The following is a 22,110-nucleotide window of genomic DNA, read 5'->3' on the forward strand; positions in this document are numbered from 1 at the left end:
AGGTGGCAGGCGCGCCGCCGTGTACAGCTACTCCCGCATCCTCTCTGCCATGAACGCCCGCAGCATCTCCATCGCGGGCGTCTCAGTCCGTCCCAGCAAGGTGATCAGCGCGAACTGCGCGCTGGTGTGCAGTGGCGGCGTCAATGCCAGCTCCACCAGTTCCCCGCTTGCCATGGGCTCGCGCGCGGCAGAGATGATGCCGAGGAACACCGCATCGGTGATGCGGGCTGCTTCCACCAGGCTGGCAATCTCCTCGCAGCGCAGCGTGACCATCTGGTCGGGATGGGCGCGTGGCCCGAAGTGGGCGATCAGGATGCGCGCCACCTCGTCCGACAGTGGGCTGGAAGCGATCGGATAGGCCAGCAGATCGTCGAAGCTCACGCGGCGCAGCTTGCACAACGGATGGCCGCTGCGGCAGATGAAGCCGGCGCGCAGATCCGGCAGCCGCTCCACACGCAGGTCGGGGCCCGGCACTAGCGAGCGCAGGTCGATGACCACGCCGTCAAGCGCGCGGGCGCGCAACTGCTGAAGCTGCAGATTGGTCGCGCCGCGAGAAATAGTCAGCCTTACCCTGGGATGGTGCTTGGCCATATGGACCAGCAACGGCGTCATCAGCATGGCGCCCGGCCCGGATCCCATGCCGATGCGCAGCGTGCCCGCCTGGCCGGCCTGCAACTCCAGCGCGCTCTGCCTGAGCTCGCCGGCCTCGAAGGCGATGCGCCGAGCCCTTTCCAGCGCCAGCTGCCCGAACGGTGTCAGTTCGTTGCGCTTGCCGATACGGTCCACCAGCGGCATGCCCAGTTCCGCTTCCAGCGCCTGGATGCTGCGGCTGAGTGCCGGCTGTGTCAGATGCAGCCGCGCGGCGGCCCGGCTGAACGAGCCCGTCTCCGCCAGCGCGATCAGGTGCTTGAGCTGTATCAGGTTCATCGCCGCCCCTCCATGCAATTTTGTAATGATAATGAGAAAAATGATGCATTGGACATCCGGTTCTCGCCTTCCTAACATTGCTGCGAGCCGCGCGTCCCGCCGGGGCAACAAGACAGACGCGGCACCCATGCTCAGGAGACGACGATGTACCTCACCCAATGCCTGCGCCGCTCGCTGGCGAAACTGCCTGGCGGCCTGCTCGCCGCCATGCTGGCCGGCCCGCTCTGTGCCGGCGCGGCCGGCGCAACCGCAATCACGGGGGCGAACGGGGCGGCCACCGCCTATCCTGCCAAGCCGATCGCACTGATGGTGCCCTATCCCGCCGGCGGCGCCTCAGACGCCATCGCCCGTGTGCTGAGCCAGCCCATCGGCAAGCAGCTCGGCCAGACCGTGCTGGTGGAGAACCTGGGCGGCGTCAGCGGCGCCATCGGCGCGCAGAAGGTGCTGTCGGCGCCGGGCGACGGCTACCATCTGTTCCAGGGTTCTCCCAACGAAGTGATCCTGTCCCCGCTGGCCAATGCCGCGGTCAAGCTGCAGGCGGAGGACTTCCAGCTGGTGCAGCCGATTTCCACCGCGGTGCTGGCACTGATCGCACGCAAGGACCTGGAAGCCAACTCCGCGGACGAACTGATCGCCCTGGCACGCAGCCGCAAGGACAAGCCGCTGTCTTACGGGAGCGTGGGAGTGGGCTCGCTGTACCACATCCTGGCCGAGCACATGCAGCAACTCACCGGCACCAGGATGACCCACGTCCCCTACAAAGGCGCAGCGCCGCTGGTGCAGGACCTCGGCGGCGGCCAGCTCGACTTCGCCATCGTGCCGTTCAACGCCGCGCTCGGCGCGATGGCCCAGCAGGGACGGCTGAAGCTGCTCGCCACCGCGGGTGCCACCCGGGCGCCGCTGCTGCCAAATGTGCCCACCATCAGCGAAGGCAAGCTGCTGAAGAACTTCGCCTTCACGATCTGGACCGGCTTCATGGTGAAGAAGGGAACCCCGCCCGAGGTGATGCAGCGCCTGAACCTGGCGCTCGGCAATGTGCTCAAGGATCCCGCCGTGCGCGCCGGGCTGGAAGCCCAGATGCAGATCGTGGCCACGCCGATGACGCTGCAGGAGGCGGCCCGTTTCTATGAAGGCGAGACGGCACGCTACCGCGGCCTGGCCAAGGCCATCGGACTGCAGCCGCAATGACGCAACGCCAACGCATATAGAGAGGGGAAGCCCCATGCACGCCATCCTGGAATCCTTGCGCTCCCGCGCGGACAAGTTCGTTGCCCTGCGCCGCGACATTCACCAGCATCCGGAACTCGGCTTCCAGGAGCACCGCACCAGCGACGCCGTGGCCGAACGCCTCGCCCAATGGGGCTACGACGTGGAGCGCGGGCTGGGCGGTACCGGCGTGGTGGGCAGGCTGCGGCGAGGCAGCGGCAAGCGCCGGCTCGGGCTGCGCGCCGACATGGATGCCCTGCCGATCGGCGAGGCGACCGGCCTGCCCTACTCCAGCAGCCATGCCGGCGTCATGCATGCTTGCGGGCATGACGGGCACACCGCCATGCTGCTTTGCGCCGCGGAATACCTGGCGCAGGAAGCGCAATTCTCCGGCACGCTCAACCTGATTTTCCAGCCAGCCGAGGAAAGCATGGGCGGCGCCGTGCGCATGATCCAGGACGGGCTGTTCGAGAAGTATCCCTGCGACGCGGTCTTCGCCATGCACAATATGCCTGGCATGGCGCAGGGCCAGCTGGTGCTGCGCGAGGGTCCCACCATGGCCTCGTCGGACTACGCTACCGTCACGATCAGAGGCGTGGGCGGCCACGGCGCGCTGCCGCATCGCGCGGCCGATCCGCTGGTGGCCGCCGCCGGCATCGTGCTGGCATTGCAGACCGTGGTTTCGCGCAACGTCGACCCGCTACAGATGGCCGTGGTGACGGTCGGCGCCATGCATGCCGGCAAGGCCAACAACGTGATCCCGCAGGAAGCCACGCTCGAAATCAGCGTGCGGGCGCTCGACCGCGACGTGCGGGCCAATTTGGAGCAGCGTATCAGGGCCCTGGTGCGGGCCCAGGCGGAAAGCTACGGCGTGCGCGCCGAGATCGATTACCGGCAAGGCTATGCGGTGCTCGTCAACTCTCCGGAAGAGACGAAATTCGCGCGCCAGACCGCCCTCGCCTTGCTTGGGCCGGACAAGGTCGTGCCGCAAGGCCCGGCGCTGCCCGGCAGCGAGGACTTCGCCTTCATGCTGGAGCGCTGCCCCGGCAGCTATCTGCTGATCGGCAACGGCGACGGCGACAGCGCAGGCGCCTGCATGGTGCACAACCCCGGCTACGACTTCAACGACGATAACATCGCCATCGGCGCGGCCTACTGGGCGCTGCTGACGCAGCGCTACCTGGTCGACTGAGGCTGCAGATCGCTGTTTCGGCCAAGAACTCATTTCAAGATGCAGTCTCGTCACGCTGAAGGATGCGCCAGCGAATGAGGCAACAGGCCAGCTTGAGGAGAGCTTCACAACGGACGAGGTTAACAGCTTCGCCTTGCGGTTAGCAGTACCCAACTGTTCTTTTTGAAACAGGTTCCCAGTCAGTCACGGATGCGCGGCATCCAGCCGCTGCCGCGCGTGCGCGGGTCCACCGGCAGCTGGCGCTGCAGCGCGGCCTTGGACAGCATATGGGCACTGATCGGCGCGGTCAGGAACAGGAACGCGGTCACCAGCAGCTCATGCAGGCTGGCATTGCCACGGAAACTGAAATACGCCACCGACGCCAGCACGACGCCACCCACGCCCAGCGTGGTCGACTTGGTGGGTCCGTGCAGCCGCATGAAGAAGTCCGGCAGGCGGAACAGCCCGATCGCCCCCACCAGCATGAAGATGCTGCCGGTTACAAGCAGCGCGCAAACGACGAATTCCGCGACGGGATGCAGCATGGCCGGGCTCCTTAATATTCGATGATGTCGCCGCGCTGCAGGTACTTGGACAGCGCCACCGTGCCGACGAAGCCCATCACCGCAATCAGCAGCGCAGCCTCGAAGAACATCGCCGAATCCAGGCTGATGCCCAGCAGCACGATCAATGCGATGGCGTTGATATTGAGCGTATCGAGCGCCAGGATGCGGTCCGGCAGGCTGGGCCCGCGCAGCAGCCGCGCAAAGGTCAGCAGGAAGGCCAGTCCGAGGATGGCCAGGCACACCGGTATCACGATGGCAAGCATTGGAAAATCTCCTTCAGCGGGACTTCATAGCGCGACTTGATCCGTTCGACCAGGGCCGCCTCTTCCTCCAGGTCTAGCACGTGCACCAGCAGCGCGCGCCGGTCGTCGCTCAGTTCGGCGCACAGCGTGCCGGGGCTCAGCGAGACGATGCTGATCAGCGCGGTGGTGGCCAGTTCGTGCTCCGCGTCCAGCGGCACCACGATAAAGGCCGGGCGCAGCCGCGCGGTGCGGCCCAGCACCAGGATCGCCACTTGGACATTGGCCATGACGATATCGATCAGCACATGGATGCTCAGGCGCAGGATCAGGTCGGGACGCGACAGCCGGAACGCGCCCAGCACCAGCCAGCGGTCGGCCAGGCGGCCGATGGCCCAGCCGAGCAGCGCGCCCAGCAGCCAGTGGCCGGGCGCGCTGCTGTTGGTCAGCATCAGCCATACCAACAACAGGATCAGGCTGAGCCAGGGATGCGGCAGCAGGCGGTGCAGCATGGCCTACTCCTTCTGCGCGGGCAACACGGCCCGCATGTAGGCTGCCCGGTCCAGCAACTGCGCGGCGGCGTCCGCCATATATTCGGTGGCTGGCCGCGCGTACACCGTCAGCGCGACGTTGCCCGCCAGCAGTAGCGCGCAGCAGGCCAGCTTGCGCGGGTCCGGGCGCACGCGGGCGCGCGCGACGGCGGGATGGTTCTCGTCAAGATGCTCGGCGCCTTCCGGCACCTGCGCCGCCTCATGCGGCAGGCGCCACAGCAGCCGCGTGCCGGTGCGCGACACGGCGATCAGCAGCAGCAAGCTCGACAGCAGCACCACCGGCCACAGCGCCGGCATCCATGGCACCGGGGTTGCGCGCAGGATCATGGCCTTGCCCAGGAAGCCCGACAGCGGCGGCAGGCCCACCGCCGACAGCACGCCGACCAGGTACAGCGTCCCGGCCAGCCGCGAGGCCACCGGCACCGCGCCGTCACGCGCAGGATCCGGCTCCAGCGCATCGGCCAGCAGGAACAGGCCCGCCGTGCACAGCGTGGTGCTCGGCAGGTAGTACAGCGCGGCGGCCCAGCCGGCTTGCGACTGCATCGCCACGCACGCCGACAGCAACCCCACCGACGCCACCACCAGGTAGCTTGTCATCGCGCGCAGCGTGCGGGCAGCTACCGCGCCGATGCCGCCGATCGCCAGCGTCACCAGCGCCAGCGGAAACACCCAGTCATGCAGGAACGGTTCCAGCAAGCCCTGCGCGCCGCCGAACAGCAGCGCGGCACAGCGCAACATGGCGTAGATGCCCACCTTGGTCATGATGGCGAACAGCGCGGCGACCGGGCCGGTGGCGCTGGCATAGGCGCGCGGCAGCCAGAAATACAGCGGGAACAGCGCCGCCTTGAGCCCGAACACCAGCATCAGCATGACGCCGGCGGCCACCGCCAGCGGCAGGTCCTGCGCCGGCAGGCCGGCCAGCCGCAGGCCCAGGTGCGCCATGTTAAGGGTGCCGCTGAGCCCGTACAGCACCCCGATCGCCACCAGGAAGAACGACGACGCCACCAGGTTCAGGATCACGTAATGGAGCCCGGCACCGATGCGTGCGCGGCCGGCGCCATGCACCAGCAGCGCGTAGGACGCGATCAGCAGGATCTCGAAGAAGACGAACAGGTTGAACAGGTCGCCGGCCAGGAACGCGCCGTTCAGGCCCATCAACTGGAACTGGAACAGGGCGTGGAAATGCCGCCCCTGGCGTGCGGTGCCATCACCTGCCGCGGCAAGCGCCGCGACCGCCAGCACCGCGGTCAGCACCAGCATCATGGCGCCGATGCGGTCCAGTTGCAGCACGATGCCGAACGGCGCGGCCCAGTCACCCATCGCATAGACGTCGATGGCGCCCGTTGCCGCATGCTGCATCAGCATGACGGCCACCGGCAGCAGCAACAGCGTCGCGACCGCGCACACGGCACGCTGCGCGCGCAGGGCCTGCGCCGGCATCGCCGCCAGCAGTGCGCCGGCGAACATCGGCAGCAGGATGGGAAGCAGCACGGCGTGGTTCATGGCCGCCGCTCCCGCGATTCATCGTCGCCGTCCGGGTCTGGCAGCGTGGCGCTTTCCGGCATGCCGACGGCGTCGACATGGTCGCTACCGGCCAGCCCCAGCGAACGCAGCGCCAGCACCACGGCAAACGCCGTCATGCCGAACGCGATCACGATAGCGGTCAGCACCAGCGCCTGCGGCAGCGGATCGGCATAGCTGGCGCCTGGCACGATCACCGGCGGCTGGCCGATCGACAACCGGCCCATGCCAAGCAGGAACAGGCTGACCGCATACGACAGCAGCGTCAGACCCAGCACCACGGTGAAGATGCGCTCGCGCAGCAGCAGGTAGATGCCGCAGGCCGTCAGGATGCCGATGGTCACGGCGTAGAGGGCGGCCATCAGTCGTCCTCCTTGGCGGGCGCGGGCGGCAAGTTGCGCACCCCAAGGTGCGAGATGATGACCACCGTGGTCCCGGTCACGGTGCAGAACACCCCAAGGTCAAAGATCATGGCCGTGGCCAGTTCGATTTCGCCGATGCCCGGCAGGTGGAAGTGCCCGAACGCCGTCGTCAGGAACGGATAGCCGAAGGCCAGGCTGCCGAGACCGGTCAGCCCCGCCAGCAGGATGCCGGCGCCGGCAATAGCACGGTAGTCCGGCGCGATGCGCGCTTCTGTCCAGCGCACGCCGTTGGCCACGTACTGCAGCAGCAGCGCCACTGACGTGATCAGCGCCGCGATAAAGCCGCCGCCCGGCAGGTTGTGCCCGCGCAGCAGGATAAACACCGCCACCAGCAGCGTCAGCGGCAGCATCAGCCGCGCCAGCATGGACAGCAGCAGCGGATGCGCCTGGCTGGTCCACGGCAGCCCGTCGGGCGCGGCCGACGGCGTCAGCAGGCGCATGCCCTTGAGCAGCGCCTGCACCGCCAGGCCGGCGATCAGCAACACGCAGATCTCGCCCATGGTGTCGAAGCCGCGGAAGTCCACCAGCAGCACATTGACCACGTTGTGGCCGCCGCCGCCCGGCACCGCTTGCTCGATATAGAAGACCGACACCGGGTCGTACGGGCGCGTCATCACCGCGTAGGCCGCCACGGCGAGCAGCGCGCCGCCGCCCAGCGCCAGCACCACGTCGCGGATGCGGCGCGCAGGGCCGCCCTGTGCGGCCGTCTCGCGCGGCAGGTAGAACAGCGCCAGCACCAGCAGCACCACCGTCACCACTTCCACCGACAGCTGCGTCAGCGCCAGGTCCGGTGCCGAGAAGCGCAGGAACACCAGCGACACCATCAGCCCGCAGCCGCTGAGCAGCACCAGCGCCGCCAGCCGTTGCCCGCGCGCGACCACCACGGCAATTGCCAGCACCGACAGCAGCACCAGCGCGGCAGTGCCCATCGGATCGAGCGCGCCGGCCGGGACGGTGCCCGCGAGCGCATCGAGGTCTGCCAGGAACCAGGCCGGCAGCGCCAGCAGCGCCAGCAGCATCCAGGCGATATAGCCCGGCAGCGAGCCGCGCTCCAGCGCGCGCGTGATCGCAGTGGCCATGCGCTCGAGCGCGCGCATGCCACTCTCGAACGAACGGCGCGCATTCAGGTGCTCGAGCGACTGCTGCCAGCGCCGCAGCGCATCGCGGCGCAGGAAGAACAGCGCCGCGCCGCCCGTCATGGACAGCAGGCTCATCACCAGCGGCAGGTTGACGCCATGCCACAGGTGCAGGCTGTACGGCGGCAGCGGCGCGCGCAGCGTGGCCAGCGACGCCGCCGCCAGCAGGCTGCCCACCGTGTACGCAGGCACCAGCCCCACCACCAGGCAGATCACCACCAGGCACTCCACCGGCACCTTCATGAAACGCGGCGGCTCGTGCGGCGGATAGTTGGGTACGTCAGGCTGCCTGCCGCCGAAGAACACGCCGTAGATAAAACGCAGCGAATACGCCATCGTCAGTGCGCCCGCCATGGTCGCCGCCGCCGGAATGACCCAGCTGAACTCGCCCAGCAGCTCCTGCTCCAGCGTCTCGCCAAAGAACATTTCCTTGCTGAGGAAGCCGTTGAACAGTGGCACGCCCGCCATCGACAGCGACGCCACGATTGCCAGCACCGCCGTATGCGGCATGTAGCGCGCCAGCCCGTGCAGGCGGTCCAGGTCGCGCGTGCCGGTTTCATGGTCGATGATGCCGGCGGCCATGAACAGCGACGCCTTGAATACGGCGTGGTTGATGATGTGGAAGATCGCCGCCACCGTGCTGAGCTGCGTATCGAGGCCGAACAGCAGCGTGATCAGCCCCAGGTGGCTGATGGTGGAATACGCCAGCAACCCCTTGAGGTCCCGCTGCAGCAGCGCCATCGCGGCGCCGAAGATCAGCGTGGCCAGTCCGGTTATGCTGACCAGGTAAAACCAGCCGTTGGTGCCGTCCAGTACCGGGTACAGCCGCGCCAGCAGGAACACGCCGGCCTTGACCATGGTGGCCGAATGCAGGTAGGCGGACACCGGCGTGGGCGCGGCCATCGCCTGCGGCAGCCAGAAGCTGAACGGGAACTGCGCCGACTTGGTAAACACCGCCAGCAGGATCAGCACCAGCATCGGCATGTAGAGCGGGTGGCGCTGCACGCTGCCGGCCTGCGCCAGCACCGCCGACAGCTCGAAGCTGCCGCAGATATGGCCCAGCAGCAGGACCCCGGCGAGCAGCGCCAGCCCGCCGCCGCCGGTGACGGCCAGCGCCATGCGCGCGCCCTGGCGGGCATCGCGGCGCCACGACCAGAAGCCGATCAGCAGGAACGACAGGATGCTGGTCAGTTCCCAGAACACCGCCAGCAACAGCAGGTTGCCGGCCAGCACCACGCCCAGCATGGCCGTCATGAACAGCAGCAGCAGGCAAAAGAAGCGCATGGCCGATTCATTGCGGGCCAGGTAGTAGCGCGCGTACAGGATCACCAGCAGGCCCACGCCGACCACCAGCAGCGCAAACAGGTAGGCCAAACCGTCCAGGCGCAGCGACAGGTCGAGTCCCAGCGCAGGCAGCCAGCTCACGCGCCAGGCCAGGCCGTCCCCGGGCTGGTCGAAGACCGCCCCGCTCAGTTGCAGCAGCAGCACCAGCGCGGCCAGCGGCAGGCCGACGATGACGGGCGCCACCAGCCGCGGCGCGCGCATGCCGATCACCCAGGTCAGCCCCGCGGCAAGCAGCGGCAACGCGAGCAGCAGCGGCAGTTCCATGGGCGCCGCCTCAGGCCTGCGCAGGCGCGCGCGCCTGCGCGGCGCGCGGATTGACGACGATGACCGGCACCGTGGCCTGTGCCAGCACCGCCGATACCACCGATCCCAGCAGCGCCGCCACGATGGCGCCGCGCCCCTTGGCGCCCAGCATGATCGCATCGGCATCCAGCGTCTCGGCCAACTGCACCAGTTCGGCCGCGGGATCGCCATGCAGCCAGTGCCGCACCAGCGGCAAGCCGGGCAGCACCGCCTCGGCGGCGGCAAAGGCGCTGTCGGCCTGGCTGCGGTTCTCGGCATCGAGCGCGGCGCCGGACAGCCCGGGGCTGCCCAGCACCGGCGAGACATGGGCAACATGCACGGACAAGGACCCGGCCAGCAGCGGGCGGCTGGCCAGGCGGCGGGCGGCGGCAACGCTGTCGGGCGATCCGTCCATCGCGAGTACGACGACTGTCATGGGCAAAGTTCCAAGCTTAACAAGGCAGCGGGCAGGCGTGCCCCCTACTTTCCGGATTCTGGGGGTATTGCGCAAGTCATGCCTGACCTGTTAGTGACCGCACGAAAGAATTCATCGCCCTGCATAACATACTGAAGTCCTGAGAATCGCCCCGGCAATCGATACATGCCCGCTATCGCCCGCCAACAAATGAATATTGGACGCGGCGGGCCCGGCTGCCTTAGCCTTGGCGCCAGCAACTGAACCCGATGCCCCCGGAGACACCGACCATGAGCAACTTCCTCCTCTACGAACAGGACGGCCACATCGTCACGCTGACGATGAACGAGCCCGAGCGCCGCAACCCGCTGACCGGCAACACCGCGGTGGCGGAGTTCCTGGCCGCGATCGAGCGCATCCATGCCGACCGCAGCGTGCGCGCCGTGGTCATCACCGGCGCCGGCACGGCGTTCTCGTCGGGCGGCAACATCAAGGACATGGAACGCCAGGCCTCCGGCCAGGTGCCCGGCATGGAGATCCGGCAGGACTACCGCTGCGGCATCCAGCGCCTGCCGCTGGCGCTGTTCAACCTGGAAGTGCCGGTGATCGCCGCGGTCAACGGCGCCGCCATGGGCGCGGGGCTGGACCTGACCTGCATGTGCGATATCCGCATCGCGTCGGAACGCGCGCAGTTTGCCGAGTCGTTCGTCAAGCTGGGCATCATTCCCGGCGATGGCGGCGCCTGGCTGCTGCCGCGCGTGATCGGGCTGTCGCGAGCCGCCGAGATGACCTTCACCGGCCAGGCGATCGACGCGAAGACCGCGCTGGAATGGAACCTGGTGTCGCGCGTGGTGGCGCCCGAGGCGCTGCTGCCGACCGCATACGAACTGGCCGGGCGCATCGCCGCCAACCCGCCGCACGCGGTGCGGCTGGCCAAGCGGCTGATGCGCGAGGCCATGCACACCCGGCTCGACACGCTGCTGGAATTGTCGGCCGGCTTCCAGGCACTGTCGCACCAGACCGCCGACCACCGCGAGGCGGTGCAGGCGTTCCTGGACAAGCGCACGCCGGTGTTCAGCGGCAACTGATCAAACCGGCGGCCAGCCCGCTTCAGGCGGATTGCGTTTCCGCCGCCTTGAGCTGGTTGACCAGCGCCACATAATCGCGCATGGCCTGCTCGCGCGGCAGGCCGCGCCGGGCGGCCCAGGCGTCGTACTTGGCACGCCCGACCATGTCCATCATGCCCGGGCGGTCGCCGCTGACGTCGCCGGCGCTGCCTTGCTTGTAGAGCGCATAGAGCGACAGCAGGGTGTCGTTGTCGGGCGCCTGGCGCAGCGTCTTCGACAACGCCGCGGCGGCCTCGAAGGCCTGTTCGGCAGGACTTGGGCCCTGCAGCGCCGGCGTGCCGCCGAAGTGCGCATCTTCCAGCGCCACTTCGTCCGGGAACCACCGCCCCTCCAGCAGCTTGCCGTCGCGCAGCGCAAACGCCAGCACGCCCTGCGAGGCCAGCGTGCCGCTGCGCAAGGTCGCAGGCACCACGGCCATGCCGGTGTTGAGCACCGGCGCGCCGAAAGCGGTGAACGCCAGCCCCGCATCCGCCCATTCGCGCAGCCGCGCCAGGCCACGGTCGCCACGGTAGACCCCGCTGGTCCGGTTGGCGCCCGGCTGGAACCACGCAAAATCGCCCTTGCCGCGCGCATACAGCGCGGCCAGGTCCCCTTGTTCAAGGTCCGCGCGTGCCGCCGCCAGCAGCCCGGTCATCTGCTCCGGCGTCATGCGCGCATCGTCGCGCTCCGCACCCGCCATCCCAAGCGACGTGCCCACGCTGGCCTCGAAGAATTCCAGCACGTTGCGCGCCACCAGCTCGCGGTCATTGTCGACGCAGACCATGTGGTAGCTGTCTTCCAGCACCAGCATGCGCGCCTGCCCGGCACGCTTGCCCTGCCCGATCTGCTCGACCAGGAAGTTGGCCGAGCGCAGGCTGGTCAGCTCGTCCAGCCGCGCGTGGACCACCAGCGTGGGGCAGGCAATGCGCTGCAGCCCCTTGCGCACATAGCCGCGCAAGCGGTCCACTTCGCGGATGCACGCCAGTGGCACCCACTGGTAGTGGAAGTTCTCGCCGCGCGCGAACTTGGCCTTGACGATCTCGCGCAGCTGCTCGTTCCTGATGCCGAACGGCTCTTCCTCTTCCACCTTCATCCGGTTGGGGACGCCAGGGATCCGGTACAGCAGCGGGCGCAGGCCGCGATACCACGGCGTGGCCCAGCCGTCGATATAGACCGGCGGCGCCAGCGCCACCAGCCGGCCCTTGGTGTGCTGCTCGCGCTTGACCGTCTCCACCGCCAGCAGCGCGCCCATGCACATGCCCATCACGTGCAGCGTTTCATGCTGGTCGATGATCTCGCGGTATTTGGCGCGCACCGCTTCGAGCCAGTCCTCGGCGCGCACGCCGCACAGGTCTTCGGGCTGCGTGCCGTGCCCCGGCAGCGTCAGCGAGTGCGTGACGAAGCCGGCGCGCTTGAGCCGCTTGTGCATCGAGCCCAGGTCATACTGCGTGCCGCCCAGGCCATGGATCAGGAACACGCCGGGGTCAGGCATGCGCGGGCTCCGCGCCGGCGCGGCGCAGCAGTGCCGCCACCTGCTCCACCTTGCCGTCCGCGCCGCGGATGCCGGCCAGCCGCTCATGCACGCGCAGCCGGCCGCTGCCCGGCAGCGTCACGGCGTATTCCTGCACGCTGTCGGGCGCATCGCCGCGCGCCACGGCAGACCAGGTGGCCTGCACCAGCCCGCGGTCGGTGGCGTCGATGCGGTCCAGCCATTCGTCGACACTGTTGACGTCGCGGATCGTGTCGCCGAGCAACGCCGCCGCGCCCTCGCTCCATGTAGCACGGCCGGTGACCGCGTCATACTCCACGCTGGCCACGCCCACCGCCTGCAGCGTGCGCGCATAGCGCAGGCGCCAGGCACGCGCTTCCTCCAGCGCGGTGCGGCGGCCCTCGGACAAGGCGCGGCCGAGCAGCATCACCAGCGCCCAGACAATGACAAAGCCCTGCACCTCGACCACCGCCTCGCCCGGAAAGCCTTCGATGACGTTGAACGGTCCCGCGCCGGCCGCGGTGCGGTGGATGATCAGCAGGCAGCCCGCCAGCGTGGCGATGGCGCCGCCGCGCGGCCCCCACAGCAGCGCGGTGGCCAGCAGCAGCGGCATCGGCACGTACGCAAGCGTGGGCGCGAGGCCGCCGAAGCGCTGCGCGGCGTTGTCAGAAAACACCGCCAACACCGCCACGATAAAGACCACGAAGGCCAGCCCGCCGGCCGCGAACTGCTGCATCGGCATGCCGCCCGAGCGCCGCACGCGGAAGCCGCGGAATGCCACCGCCAGCGGCCCGACCAGCAGCAGCCCGGCCGCGGTGGAGAAGGCCCAGGCGCGCCATTCGACCGGCAGGTCCAGGCCCGGCCGCTGCCAGCGCCACAGCTCGACCGCCAGCGAGGCGCCCAGCGCCGAGCCGGCCAGCGCCCCCGCGATCAGCAGCGTGGCGCCCGGCGGGCTTTGCGGGTCGCGGCGGCCATAGGTGGCGATCCAGCCGGCGGTGCCCAGGCTGATGACCTCGATCAGGCCGAAGGCGACCGCGCCGCGCAGCGGCAGGCCGTGCGTGGCCATGCCCCACCCCGCCAGGGCCAGCCCGGCGCCGGCCAGCACCGCCGGCCATGACCAGCGCGCACAGACCAGCAGCGCGGCAAAGGTGACGCCGCTGCCGAGCCAGACCGGCACCGCCTCGGTCGACGCCTGCGCCAGCGAGCGCGACACCACGCCGGCGGCAAGGACCAGCACGGCGACGATGGCCGCCAGGCGTATCTGCTGCATTGGCATACCCCCAGGAGGCTGTTCTTGACGGGTTCCCGATGTCCTGTTTGTGACTCAGGATAGTCGCCAGCCCGCCGGGGGCCAAGGTAAGTCACCCGGCCAGGCCTGGGCTCCTGCGCGTCAGCCGGACACGCCGAGTGCTCCCTCCACGTTGCGCACCAGGCTGACCAGCCGCGGGCCGATGTCTTCCTCGACCTGCTTGCTCTGCGGGCTGAACACCGGCACCGACGCAGCAAAGATCCACGCCTCGCCATCGCGCCGCGCGCGCATCGGCACGGCAATGGACTCCACCTCGCGATGCAGGTCGCGATGGCCGCGGCAGAAGCCGTGCTCCTGCAGGTCGCGTGCGGCATCGGCCAGGCGCTGCTGCAGCCAGTCGGCGCGCGCGGGATCGGCGGCGCGCAGCTGGGCGAGATACGCCTCGCGCTCGGACTCCGGCATCAGCAACAGGTAGCCGCGGCCCGAACCGGTACGCGAGATCGATACCCGGGTGCCGACCTCGGGCCGGAATACATGGCTGCCCACCCCTTGGGCGATCTCGACGTAGGTCATGGCGTGGCCGGTGCCGACGATCAGTTCGACCTGTCCGGCGATATGGTCGGCCAGCTCCTGCATGGCCGGCCGCGCCAGCTGGCGCACCGTCATCCGCGCCAGCGCGGGCGCGGCCAGGTTGACCAGCCCGACCCCCGGCACATAGCGCGACAGGCGCTCCGAATAGCGCAGCAGGCCCAGCTCGCACAGGGTGTCGAGCAGGCGGAACAGCGTCGGCTTGGCCAGCCCGGTGCGCTCCATCAGCTCGCGGCTGCTCAGCTCCTGCACCGTCGGCGAGAAGCAGTTGAGGATCGAAACGCCCCGCGCCAGCGCGCTGACAAGGCGCGACTCGCCATCGGCATCGGCGGGCGGCGGGATCAGGGAGGCGTGTGCTTCATTCGTCATAACCGGGCCTTCGTCTGGATTTTTTTGATACCAGCGTCTCAAAACCCGGATGTTGCCCTTCGTTGAATCCGAAGTCAAACGTGGGATTTTGAGTTTACATCGCGAATTTCCGACGCGAGAATCCCGATTCATCGTATTGGACGATCACTTTCTGAAACTGACGTCTCAATATCCCGACTCCACGCCTCATCCACGACTCGCAACCGCTCTGCATCAGGAGACACCCCATGCAACAAGCCGTCATCGTCGACGCCATCCGCAGCCCGATGGGCCGCTCCAAGCCGGGATCGGCCTTCACCGAGCTGCATGCCACCGAACTGCTGGCGCAGGTGCTCAAGGGCCTGGTCGAACGCAACCAGCTCGACCCCGGCCTGGTCGACGACGTCATCACCGGTTGCGTGACGCAGGCCGGCGAGCAGTCCGCCGGGCCGGGCCGCGTGGCCTGGCTGGCAGCGGGCTTCCCCGACCATGTTCCCGCCACCACCATCGACCGCAAGTGCGGCTCTAGCCAGCAGGCGGTGCACTTTGCCGCGCAGGGCATCATGGCCGGCGCCTATGACATCGTCATCGCCTGCGGCATCGAGTCGATGAGCCGCGTGCCGATGGGCTCGGCCCGCATCGGCCAGAACCCGTACGGCCCGTCGATGGAAGCGCGCTACGCGCCGGGGCTGGTGTCGCAGGGCGTTGCGGCGGAGCTGGTCGCGGCGAAGTATGAGCTGTCGCGCCAGGACATGGACAGCTACTCGGCCCGCTCGCACGAGCTGGCCGCCGCGGCGCGCGAAAGCGGCGCCTTCCGCCGCGAGATCCTGCCGATCAGCACACCCAACGGCGTGGTGGAGCATGACGAAACCATCCGCCCCGGCACGTCGGTGGAAAAGCTGGGGACGCTGCAGGCCTCGTTCCGCAACGACGAACTGAGCGAGCGCTTTCCGCAGATCGGCTGGAACGTCACCGCCGGCAATGCCTCGCAGATCAGTGACGGCGCCTCGGCCATGCTGCTGATGAGCGAAGCCATGGCGCAGCGCCTGGGCCTGAAGCCGCGCGCGCGCTTTGTCGCCTTCGACGTCTGCGGCGACGATCCGGTGATGATGCTGACCGCCCCGATCGCGGCCAGCCAGCGCGCCATCAGGAAGAGCGGCCTGGCGCTGGACCAGATCGACCACTACGAAATCAATGAAGCCTTCGCCTGCGTGCCGCTGGCCTGGCAGAAGGCGCTGGGCGCCGACCCGGCGCGCCTGAACCCGCGCGGCGGCGCGATCGCGCTGGGGCATCCGCTGGGTGCGTCGGGCGTGCGCCTGATGACCACCATGCTGCATGCGCTGGAAGACAGCGGCCAGCGCTACGGCCTGCAGTCGATGTGCGAGGCCGGCGGCATGGCCAACGCCACCATCATCGAGCGCCTGTAAACACCCGCATCCGCATCAACACCTGCGTCGTTCCCGCGAAGGCGGGAACCCAGCGACTTTCTTCTAGGAGACACCCATGAAACTCGAAAACATGTCCGCCGTCGTCACCGGCGGTGCTTCCGGCCTGGGCCTGGCCTGCACGCGCCGCCTGGTGGAGCGCGGCGTCGGCGTGGTCATCGCCGACCTGAACGAAGAGCGCGGCAACGCGGTGGTGGACGAGTTCGGCGGCAAGGTCCGCTTCGTCAAGGCCGACGTCACCGACACCGACCAGATGAACGCCGTCTACGACGCCGCCGAGGCCATCGCCCCGCTGCGCGCGCTGATCCACTGCGCCGGCCTGGGCGCGGCGGTGCGCGTGGTCGAGAAGGACGGCTCGCCGGGCTCGCTGGAAAAGTACGAGTCGGTGGTGCGCATCAACCTGATCGGCACCTTCAACGCGCTGCGCCTGGGCGCCGCGCGCATGGCCAAAAACGAAATGGTCGACGGCGAGCGCGGCGCCTGCGTGCTGACCGCCTCGGTGGCGGCCTACGAAGGCCAGATCGGCCAGATCCCGTACAGCTCGGCCAAGGCCGGCATCGTCGGCATGACGCTGGTGGCCGCGCGCGACCTGGCGCAGCGCGCCATCCGCGTGTGCACCATCGCCCCGGGGCTGTTCGACACGCCGCTGCTGGCGAAGCTGCCGGAGAACGTGCGCACCTCGCTGGGCGCCATGGTGCCGCACCCGGCGCGCCTGGGCGCACCGGACGAGTACGCCTCGACCGCGCTGCACATCCTGGAGAACCCGATGCTCAACGGCGAGACCATCCGCCTGGACGGCGCCATCCGCATGGCCCCGCGCTGAGCGCCATCGATCCACATCCAGCACTCCCCAATGGCCTTCTTGACCAGGACACCTGCATGAGCGACACGCTGCAACTAGAGACCCGCGGCAATACGCTGCTGATCACCATGAACCGGCCCCAGGCGCGCAACGCCATGGATTTCGAGACGGCGACCGCGCTGGCCGCTGCGATCGACCAGCTGGAAAGCCGTGACGACCTCGCCGTCGCCATCCTGACCGGCGCCGGCGGCACCTTCTGTTCCGGCATGGACCTGAAGGGCTTCCTGGAGGGCAAGCGCCCGAGCCTGCCCGGCCGTGGCTTCGGCGGGCTGACCGAGAAGCCGCCGCGCAAGGTGCTGATCGCCGCGGTGGAAGGCTATGCGCTGGCCGGCGGCTTCGAGCTGGCGCTGGCCTGCGACCTGATCGTCTCGTCGAAGGCGGCAAAGTTCGGCCTGCCGGAAGTCAAGCGCGGGCTGGTCGCCGGTGCCGGCGGCCTGATGCGCCTGCCGCGCCGCGTGCCGTACCACATCGCCATGGAATATGCGCTGACCGGCAATATGCTCGGTGCCGAGCAGGCGCATGCCTACGGCCTGATCAACCGCCTGACCGAACCGGGCGAAGCGCTGCAGGGCGCGCTGGCGCTGGCCGACGAGATCGGCGCCAACGGCCCGCTGGCGGTGGCGGTCAGCAAGCAGATCGTGGCCGATTCGGCGGACTGGAGCAACGAGGAGATGTTCGAGCGCCAGCGCCCGCTGATGGCGCCGGTGTTCACCTCGGCCGATGCGCGCGAAGGCGCCGCGGCCTTTGCGGAAAAGCGCAAGCCGGTGTGGACCGGCAAGTAATGCGCAGGCAAGCAATACCGTAGTCACGCTTTTTCGCCTGGACGGCCGGCCGCAAGCCGGCCGTTTGCACATGGCACCGCAGCCCAGACATCACAACATGGAGGAGACCCATGAACACCAAGCTGCCGCAATCGCTGTGCCCTTCCTTTTCCCTTTCCCTTTCCCCTTCCCTTTCCCGTCCCCTTTCCCTTTGCGCCAGCCTGCTGGCCGTCACCGCCGCCACGCTGCCGACAGCCGCGCACGCCGCCCCCGCCTGGCCCGACAAGCCGATCACCATCATCGTCCCCGGCGCGCCCGGCGGCACCACCGACATCCCGACCCGCCTGGTCGCGCAGAAGCTGTCGGCCATCCTCGGCCAGCCCGTGGTGGTCGACAACAAGCCCGGCAGCGGCGGCATCATCGGCACACAGGCTTTGCTGCGCGCGGCACCTGACGGCTACACGCTGGTGGTCGGCAACACCGGCTCGCATGCCATCAACTACAGCGCCTACAAGCAGCTGGCCTATCAGCCGCAGGACTTCATGCCGCTGACCGACATGATTTCCTTCCCCAACGTGCTGGTGGTCAATGCGCAGGCGCCGGTGCGCAGCGTGGCCGAGCTGGTCGCGCAGCTGAAGCAGTCGCCGGGCAAGTATTCGTATGCCTCGGCGGGCATCGGCCAGACCACGCACCTGACCGCCGAGCTGTTCCGGCTGCGCACCGCCACCGAGGTGCTGCACGTGCCCTACAAGGGCTCGACGCCGGCCACCACCTCGGTGCTTGCCGGCGAAACCACCTTCATGTTCGACAACCTGACGCAGGCGCTGCCGCACATCCGCGCCGGCAAGCTGCGAGCGCTGGCGGTGACCAGCGCCGAGCGGCTGCCGTCGCTGCCGGACGTGCCGACCATGGAGCAGGCCGGCGTGAAGGATTTCGTGGTGATGGGCTGGCTCGGCGTGTTCGCGTCCGCGAAGACGCCGCCCGCCGTCGCCGCCATCCTGCAGGACGCCCTGTCCCGGGCCATGCGCGATCCCGACGTGGTGGCGAAATTCCGCGACATGGGCGGCATCCCCGGCGGCGAACCTCAGCCCCGCTTCGCCGCGCTGGTCAACGGCGACATCAGGCGCTGGGGCGACACCATCCGCGCATCCAGGGTCAGCCTGGACTAGCGCGGCGCCGGGCCGCCTTCGGCAAAGCGGAAGGCGGCCCGGCCCAAAGCCAAATTGACACGGTACAGGCTGCCGCTTACTCTCGGCCTACCCTGCGGTATATTCAGCGCATGCTTAACATGCCAGGCGCCGCCGCGGGCACATAACGACAACGACAATCCCGCGAGACGACCACCGTGCCTGCCCCCACCACGCCTTCCCGCCTGGACAGCCTCCGTCCGGCCCTGCCGATCCTGCTTGGCGCCTCCGTGATGCTCAGCCTGGCCATGGGCCTGCGCCAGAGCCTGGGCATCTTCATGCCGCCGCTGACGCGGGACATCGGCATCTCGGTCTCCGACTTCACCGTGGCCATCGCCGTGCAGAACCTCGCCTGGGGCCTGCTGCAGCCGCTGGCGGGCGCATGGGCCACGCGGATCGGCTTCCGGCCGCTGATGCTGGCCGGCTCGCTGTCGTATGTGGCCGGGCTGGTGCTGCTGGCGACCGCGCAAGGCATGATCGGCGTCACGCTGGGCGCGGGGGTGGCGATCGGCGCTTCGATGGCCTGCACCGGCAGCGCGCTGGCGATGGCGGTGGCGGCACGGCCAGTGCCGGCGGCGCTGCGCAGCACGGTGCTGGGGCTGGTGTCGGGGGCCGGCTCGCTCGGGGCGCTGCTGGCGGCGCCGATCGGGCAGATGGTGACGCAGACCTACGGCTGGCGCGCCGGGCTGGCCGCGTTCGTGCTGCTGGCGCTGGTGATGCTGCCGGCGGCCTGGATGGCGGGGCGCGTGGACAAGCTGCCGTTGCCCGCATTCGTCGGCGCCGACCAGAGCAATGCGCGGCAGGCGCTGGGCACGGCGCTGCGGCACGCGCCGTTCATCGTCATGGCGCTGGCGTATTTCGTCTGCGGCATGCAGCTGGTCTTCCTGACCACGCACCTGCCGTCGTACCTGGATGTCTGCGGCATGGACCCGATGCTCAGCGCGCAGGCGCTGGGCGTGATCGGCGGCTTCAACGTGCTCGGCAGCATCTTCTTCGGCTGGGCCGGCGGGCGCTTCAACAAGCTGATGCTGCTGGGCGGCATCTATACCGTGCGCTCGCTGGCGCTGACCTGGTATTTCTCGTCCGCGCCCACGCCGGGCAGCACGCTGGTGTTCGCTGCGGTGATGGGCTTCCTGTGGCTGGGCGTGGCGCCGCTGGTTTCGGGCTGGATCGCCGAGACCTTCGGCCTGCGCTGGCAGGCGATGCTGGGCGGCGTGGCCTTCTTCAGCCACCAGATCGGCAGCTTTACCGGCGCCTTCGGCGGCGGGATGGTCTATGACGCGCTGGGGTCGTACACCGTAGCCTGGCAGGCGGGCGTGGCAATGGGGCTGGCGGCCGGGCTCGCGCAGATCGCGTTTGCGGTGGCGACGCAGCGCCGGCCACCGCTGATGGCAACGTCCTGACGGCGCCGCGCCATGTCAGAATCGGGGGTTCCGCATGGAACCCCTTTTTTCATTTCCGCTTCTTCCATACCTTGGACCTGCTTCGCATCGCCCTGCTCTTCGCCGTGACCGCCGTTGCCGAAATCGTCGGCTGCTACCTTCCCTGGCTGGTGCTGCGCCAGGGCAAGAGCGCGCTGTTGCTGCTGCCCGCCGCCGTCTCGCTGGGCCTGTTCGCCTGGCTGCTGACGCTGCATCCCGCCGCCGCGGGGCGCACCTACGCCGCTTATGGCGGCATGTATATTGCCGTGGCGCTGCTGTGGCTGCGCTTCGTCGATGGCCTGGCGCTGACGCGCTGGGACGTGGCCGGCGCCACCATTGCGCTGGCCGGCATGGCCGTGATCGCGCTGCAGCCGGCGGCGCGCTGATGTTGCGCTGATGCCGCGCGGTCAGTGCCAGGCGCTGCCGACCTGGATGTAGAACGCGTTCTGCCCCTTGCTGTGGGCCACGTCGATGCCCATCGACAGGCCCAGCTTGCGCGCGATCATGTAGCGAAAGCCCGCCCCCACGCTATACACGTTGGCCGCATCGGAAAAATCATGCCAGCGCCCGTATGCCTTGCCCGCGCCGGTGAAGCCCAGCACCGCCCAGCGCGGCGTGACGTCCCAGCGCAGCTCCACTTCCGCCATCACCGCGTTGCGGTCCTGGTAGCGCCCCTTCTGCACGCCGCGCAGGTCGATATAGGGCTGGGCGTAGAACGGCACATCGCCGCTGGAAAAGCGCGTATCGCCCCGCAGCCCCAGGATCAGCGTGCGCGCCAGCGGCAGCCAGGTAAAGGCGCGCGCGTTGTACATGTCGAAGGATTGCGTACTGCCGAAGCCGCTGCGCGCGAACTGGGCTTCCAGCTCGGCGTAGATGCCGCGGTTCGGGTAGAAGATGTTGTCGCGCGAGTCGTAGTCGATCACCAGCCCGGCCTTGCCGATGCGCTGGTCGTGCTCCACGCTGCCCAGCTCGGCGGCATTGCCGAACTTGAAATTGGTCCGGGAATCGAAATACACGTAGCGCGGGCCGATGTACCAGCGCGTATCGGCAACCCGGACCAGCAACTGCTGCACCAGGAAAAAGCCCTGCAACTGGTAGGCGCGTGGCTGGTTCTGGATCCCGTAGTAGTCCAGGTTGGCATTGACCTTGGCGACCGCGCCCAGGTAGCGGTAGCGATCGCCGCCCCAGGTGTGGAAATGCGCCAGCCCCGCGCCCCAGGTGCCGTTCTCCGTATAGGCGCCGCCGACGCCGGTGATATTGGGCGGGGCAGGCCCCCTGCCGCCTGCGCGGGCGGCGGCATCGGCCATCGACTCCGACAGGAACATCAGGCCAAGCCCGGCGCCGTAGCCCACGGCGGGCTCGGTGATGATGGTCGGCACCGGCAGCGCGCCCTTGTGGTTGAGCATGAAGTCGCTCATGTCGAGCTTGCCGTCCTCCGGATCGAAGAACGACAATTTTTTGGGGGCGGCGGCCTCGGGCGCGGGTTCGGACTGTGCGAGTGCCGCCGGGCACCATGCCAGAACCATCGCGGCGATGACGCCGGCACAGGTAGTCCTTGCGCTGGGGCCTGCCATCAGTGCGCCGCCGCGACGGCGAACAGGAAGTAGTGAACTTGCATGGCTTCGGTCAGTGGGTGCGATGGATGCCGGCCCGCTGCCCGGCCGTACCGGCCAAACAAATTTAGCGGCATCGGCGCATCGATGGCGAGCGCCGCGTCATGAAGATTTTTTGGTGGCGTATTAAGCAGATTGCCCATCGGCGCATCAAGGGGAACTGGGTGATGATGCTCGACCGGGTAATCGTCGCGCTGTGTCCCCTGCAGGAGTTGCGATCCCAAGAAGAGGATCCGCTATGAAGCAAGCTCTCTACTTGCG

22 protein-coding genes are annotated in these 22,110 nt (G+C 68.7%); 9 read left to right on the top strand and 13 right to left on the bottom strand.

Going from position 1 to position 22,110, the window contains the following annotated elements; translation table 11 throughout:
- Positions 1-27: 27 nt before the first annotated feature.
- Positions 28-927, bottom strand: coding sequence for a LysR family transcriptional regulator (locus JTE92_RS21375; protein ID WP_063238753.1), 900 nt, complete (start codon positions 925-927; stop codon positions 28-30).
- Between the two features lie 144 nt (positions 928-1,071).
- On the opposite strand from JTE92_RS21375, the gene JTE92_RS21380 reads away from it, so the two are divergent.
- Together JTE92_RS21380 and JTE92_RS21385 are read left to right on the top strand one after the other, a co-directional pair.
- On the top strand, positions 1,072-2,115 hold the full coding sequence (locus JTE92_RS21380; protein WP_063238752.1) for a tripartite tricarboxylate transporter substrate binding protein: 1,044 nt from the start codon (positions 1,072-1,074) through the stop codon (positions 2,113-2,115).
- A gap of 34 nt (positions 2,116-2,149) precedes the next feature.
- Positions 2,150-3,325 carry a M20 aminoacylase family protein gene (locus JTE92_RS21385; protein ID WP_063238751.1) on the top strand — a complete coding sequence of 392 codons (1,176 nt, stop codon included), beginning with the start codon at positions 2,150-2,152 and terminating at the stop codon, positions 3,323-3,325.
- Positions 3,326-3,504: 179 nt separating this feature from the next.
- On the opposite strand, the gene JTE92_RS21390 is transcribed toward JTE92_RS21385, so the two are convergent.
- From JTE92_RS21390 to JTE92_RS21420, 7 genes are read right to left on the bottom strand one after another with little or no spacing between them, the layout of a single operon-like run.
- Positions 3,505-3,849, bottom strand: coding sequence for a Na+/H+ antiporter subunit G (locus JTE92_RS21390; protein ID WP_063238750.1), 345 nt, complete (start codon positions 3,847-3,849; stop codon positions 3,505-3,507).
- Between the two features lie 11 nt (positions 3,850-3,860).
- Entirely contained in the window at positions 3,861-4,133 is a 273-nt protein-coding gene (locus JTE92_RS21395) for a K+/H+ antiporter subunit F (protein WP_063238749.1), read from the bottom strand.
- On the bottom strand, positions 4,118-4,621 hold the full coding sequence (locus tag JTE92_RS21400) for a Na+/H+ antiporter subunit E (RefSeq protein WP_063238748.1): 504 nt from the start codon (positions 4,619-4,621) through the stop codon (positions 4,118-4,120). Before JTE92_RS21400 ends, JTE92_RS21395 begins: the two co-directional genes overlap by 16 nt.
- Before the next feature lie 3 nt (positions 4,622-4,624).
- Complete coding sequence (locus JTE92_RS21405) at positions 4,625-6,163, bottom strand: monovalent cation/H+ antiporter subunit D (RefSeq protein ID WP_063238747.1); 1,539 nt, start codon at positions 6,161-6,163, stop codon at positions 4,625-4,627.
- Complete coding sequence (locus JTE92_RS21410; protein WP_063238746.1) at positions 6,160-6,543, bottom strand: Na+/H+ antiporter subunit C; 384 nt, start codon at positions 6,541-6,543, stop codon at positions 6,160-6,162. The genes JTE92_RS21405 and JTE92_RS21410 overlap by 4 nt, the downstream gene beginning before the upstream one ends.
- Positions 6,543-9,347: a monovalent cation/H+ antiporter subunit A gene (locus JTE92_RS21415; RefSeq protein WP_063238745.1), complete on the bottom strand. Its 2,805-nt coding sequence runs from the start codon at positions 9,345-9,347 to the stop codon at positions 6,543-6,545. The genes JTE92_RS21410 and JTE92_RS21415 overlap by 1 nt, the downstream gene beginning before the upstream one ends.
- A 10-nt stretch (positions 9,348-9,357) precedes the next feature.
- A complete protein-coding gene (locus tag JTE92_RS21420; RefSeq protein ID WP_084254539.1) occupies positions 9,358-9,801 on the bottom strand; it encodes a universal stress protein in 444 nt (147 codons plus the stop codon).
- A gap of 269 nt (positions 9,802-10,070) precedes the next feature.
- Between JTE92_RS21420 and JTE92_RS21425 the strand changes: the two genes are divergently transcribed.
- The gene (locus JTE92_RS21425) at positions 10,071-10,868 is read left to right on the top strand and encodes a crotonase/enoyl-CoA hydratase family protein (protein WP_063238743.1); all 798 of its coding nucleotides are present in this window, start codon (positions 10,071-10,073) and stop codon (positions 10,866-10,868) included.
- A gap of 22 nt (positions 10,869-10,890) precedes the next feature.
- Here JTE92_RS21425 and JTE92_RS21430 read toward each other — a convergent pair whose 3' ends face one another.
- The 3 genes from JTE92_RS21430 to JTE92_RS21440 form a co-directional block, all read right to left on the bottom strand.
- Positions 10,891-12,378: an acyl-CoA-binding protein gene (locus JTE92_RS21430; RefSeq protein WP_063238742.1), complete on the bottom strand. Its 1,488-nt coding sequence runs from the start codon at positions 12,376-12,378 to the stop codon at positions 10,891-10,893.
- Complete coding sequence (locus tag JTE92_RS21435) at positions 12,371-13,645, bottom strand: MASE1 domain-containing protein (protein ID WP_169834807.1); 1,275 nt, start codon at positions 13,643-13,645, stop codon at positions 12,371-12,373. The genes JTE92_RS21430 and JTE92_RS21435 overlap by 8 nt, the downstream gene beginning before the upstream one ends.
- 120 nt (positions 13,646-13,765) lie before the next feature.
- A complete protein-coding gene (locus tag JTE92_RS21440; RefSeq protein WP_063238740.1) occupies positions 13,766-14,581 on the bottom strand; it encodes an IclR family transcriptional regulator in 816 nt (271 codons plus the stop codon).
- A 227-nt stretch (positions 14,582-14,808) separates the two neighbouring features.
- Here JTE92_RS21440 and JTE92_RS21445 point away from each other — a divergent pair, with 227 nt between their 5' ends.
- The 6 genes from JTE92_RS21445 to JTE92_RS21470 all read left to right on the top strand — a co-directional run bounded on the left by JTE92_RS21445 (position 14,809) and on the right by JTE92_RS21470 (position 20,622).
- Entirely contained in the window at positions 14,809-15,987 is a 1,179-nt protein-coding gene (locus JTE92_RS21445) for a thiolase family protein (protein WP_063238739.1), read from the top strand.
- 76 nt (positions 15,988-16,063) lie between these two features.
- Positions 16,064-16,828, top strand: coding sequence for an SDR family NAD(P)-dependent oxidoreductase (locus JTE92_RS21450; RefSeq protein ID WP_063238738.1), 765 nt, complete (start codon positions 16,064-16,066; stop codon positions 16,826-16,828).
- A gap of 56 nt (positions 16,829-16,884) precedes the next feature.
- Positions 16,885-17,649: a crotonase/enoyl-CoA hydratase family protein gene (locus tag JTE92_RS21455; RefSeq protein WP_063238737.1), complete on the top strand. Its 765-nt coding sequence runs from the start codon at positions 16,885-16,887 to the stop codon at positions 17,647-17,649.
- 110 nt (positions 17,650-17,759) lie between these two features.
- Positions 17,760-18,797, top strand: a complete 1,038-nt coding sequence (locus JTE92_RS21460; protein WP_084254538.1) for a Bug family tripartite tricarboxylate transporter substrate binding protein — start codon at positions 17,760-17,762, stop codon at positions 18,795-18,797.
- A 176-nt stretch (positions 18,798-18,973) separates the two neighbouring features.
- Positions 18,974-20,218 carry an MFS transporter gene (locus tag JTE92_RS21465; protein ID WP_063238736.1) on the top strand — a complete coding sequence of 415 codons (1,245 nt, stop codon included), beginning with the start codon at positions 18,974-18,976 and terminating at the stop codon, positions 20,216-20,218.
- 71 nt (positions 20,219-20,289) lie between these two features.
- Positions 20,290-20,622, top strand: coding sequence for a YnfA family protein (locus tag JTE92_RS21470; protein WP_063238735.1), 333 nt, complete (start codon positions 20,290-20,292; stop codon positions 20,620-20,622).
- A gap of 21 nt (positions 20,623-20,643) precedes the next feature.
- On the opposite strand, the gene JTE92_RS21475 is transcribed toward JTE92_RS21470, so the two are convergent.
- Together JTE92_RS21475 and JTE92_RS21480 are read right to left on the bottom strand one after the other, a co-directional pair.
- Positions 20,644-21,810, bottom strand: a complete 1,167-nt coding sequence (locus JTE92_RS21475; RefSeq protein WP_116386789.1) for a BamA/TamA family outer membrane protein — start codon at positions 21,808-21,810, stop codon at positions 20,644-20,646.
- A complete protein-coding gene (locus JTE92_RS21480; RefSeq protein ID WP_147318570.1) occupies positions 21,810-22,073 on the bottom strand; it encodes a hypothetical protein in 264 nt (87 codons plus the stop codon). Before JTE92_RS21480 ends, JTE92_RS21475 begins: the two co-directional genes overlap by 1 nt.
- Positions 22,074-22,110 lie beyond the last annotated feature (37 nt).

This window comes from Cupriavidus oxalaticus (assembly GCF_016894385.1).
Lineage (GTDB): Bacteria > Pseudomonadota > Gammaproteobacteria > Burkholderiales > Burkholderiaceae > Cupriavidus > Cupriavidus oxalaticus.

Bases quoted from the DNA above. Each gene is read 5' to 3' on its own strand.
- JTE92_RS21375 (WP_063238753.1), bottom strand. From the start codon at position 927: ATGAACCTGATACAGCTCAAGCACCTGATCGCGCTGGCGGAGACGGGC.
- JTE92_RS21380 (WP_063238752.1), top strand. From the start codon at position 1,072: ATGTACCTCACCCAATGCCTGCGCCGCTCGCTGGCGAAACTGCCTGGC.
- JTE92_RS21385 (WP_063238751.1), top strand. From the start codon at position 2,150: ATGCACGCCATCCTGGAATCCTTGCGCTCCCGCGCGGACAAGTTCGTT.
- JTE92_RS21390 (WP_063238750.1), bottom strand. From the start codon at position 3,849: ATGCTGCATCCCGTCGCGGAATTCGTCGTTTGCGCGCTGCTTGTAACC.
- JTE92_RS21395 (WP_063238749.1), bottom strand. From the start codon at position 4,133: ATGCTTGCCATCGTGATACCGGTGTGCCTGGCCATCCTCGGACTGGCC.
- JTE92_RS21400 (WP_063238748.1), bottom strand. From the start codon at position 4,621: ATGCTGCACCGCCTGCTGCCGCATCCCTGGCTCAGCCTGATCCTGTTG.
- JTE92_RS21405 (WP_063238747.1), bottom strand. From the start codon at position 6,163: ATGAACCACGCCGTGCTGCTTCCCATCCTGCTGCCGATGTTCGCCGGC.
- JTE92_RS21410 (WP_063238746.1), bottom strand. From the start codon at position 6,543: ATGGCCGCCCTCTACGCCGTGACCATCGGCATCCTGACGGCCTGCGGC.
- JTE92_RS21415 (WP_063238745.1), bottom strand. From the start codon at position 9,347: ATGGAACTGCCGCTGCTGCTCGCGTTGCCGCTGCTTGCCGCGGGGCTG.
- JTE92_RS21420 (WP_084254539.1), bottom strand. From the start codon at position 9,801: ATGACAGTCGTCGTACTCGCGATGGACGGATCGCCCGACAGCGTTGCC.
- JTE92_RS21425 (WP_063238743.1), top strand. From the start codon at position 10,071: ATGAGCAACTTCCTCCTCTACGAACAGGACGGCCACATCGTCACGCTG.
- JTE92_RS21430 (WP_063238742.1), bottom strand. From the start codon at position 12,378: ATGCCTGACCCCGGCGTGTTCCTGATCCATGGCCTGGGCGGCACGCAG.
- JTE92_RS21435 (WP_169834807.1), bottom strand. From the start codon at position 13,645: ATGCAGCAGATACGCCTGGCGGCCATCGTCGCCGTGCTGGTCCTTGCC.
- JTE92_RS21440 (WP_063238740.1), bottom strand. From the start codon at position 14,581: ATGACGAATGAAGCACACGCCTCCCTGATCCCGCCGCCCGCCGATGCC.
- JTE92_RS21445 (WP_063238739.1), top strand. From the start codon at position 14,809: ATGCAACAAGCCGTCATCGTCGACGCCATCCGCAGCCCGATGGGCCGC.
- JTE92_RS21450 (WP_063238738.1), top strand. From the start codon at position 16,064: ATGAAACTCGAAAACATGTCCGCCGTCGTCACCGGCGGTGCTTCCGGC.
- JTE92_RS21455 (WP_063238737.1), top strand. From the start codon at position 16,885: ATGAGCGACACGCTGCAACTAGAGACCCGCGGCAATACGCTGCTGATC.
- JTE92_RS21460 (WP_084254538.1), top strand. From the start codon at position 17,760: ATGAACACCAAGCTGCCGCAATCGCTGTGCCCTTCCTTTTCCCTTTCC.
- JTE92_RS21475 (WP_116386789.1), bottom strand. From the start codon at position 21,810: ATGGCAGGCCCCAGCGCAAGGACTACCTGTGCCGGCGTCATCGCCGCG.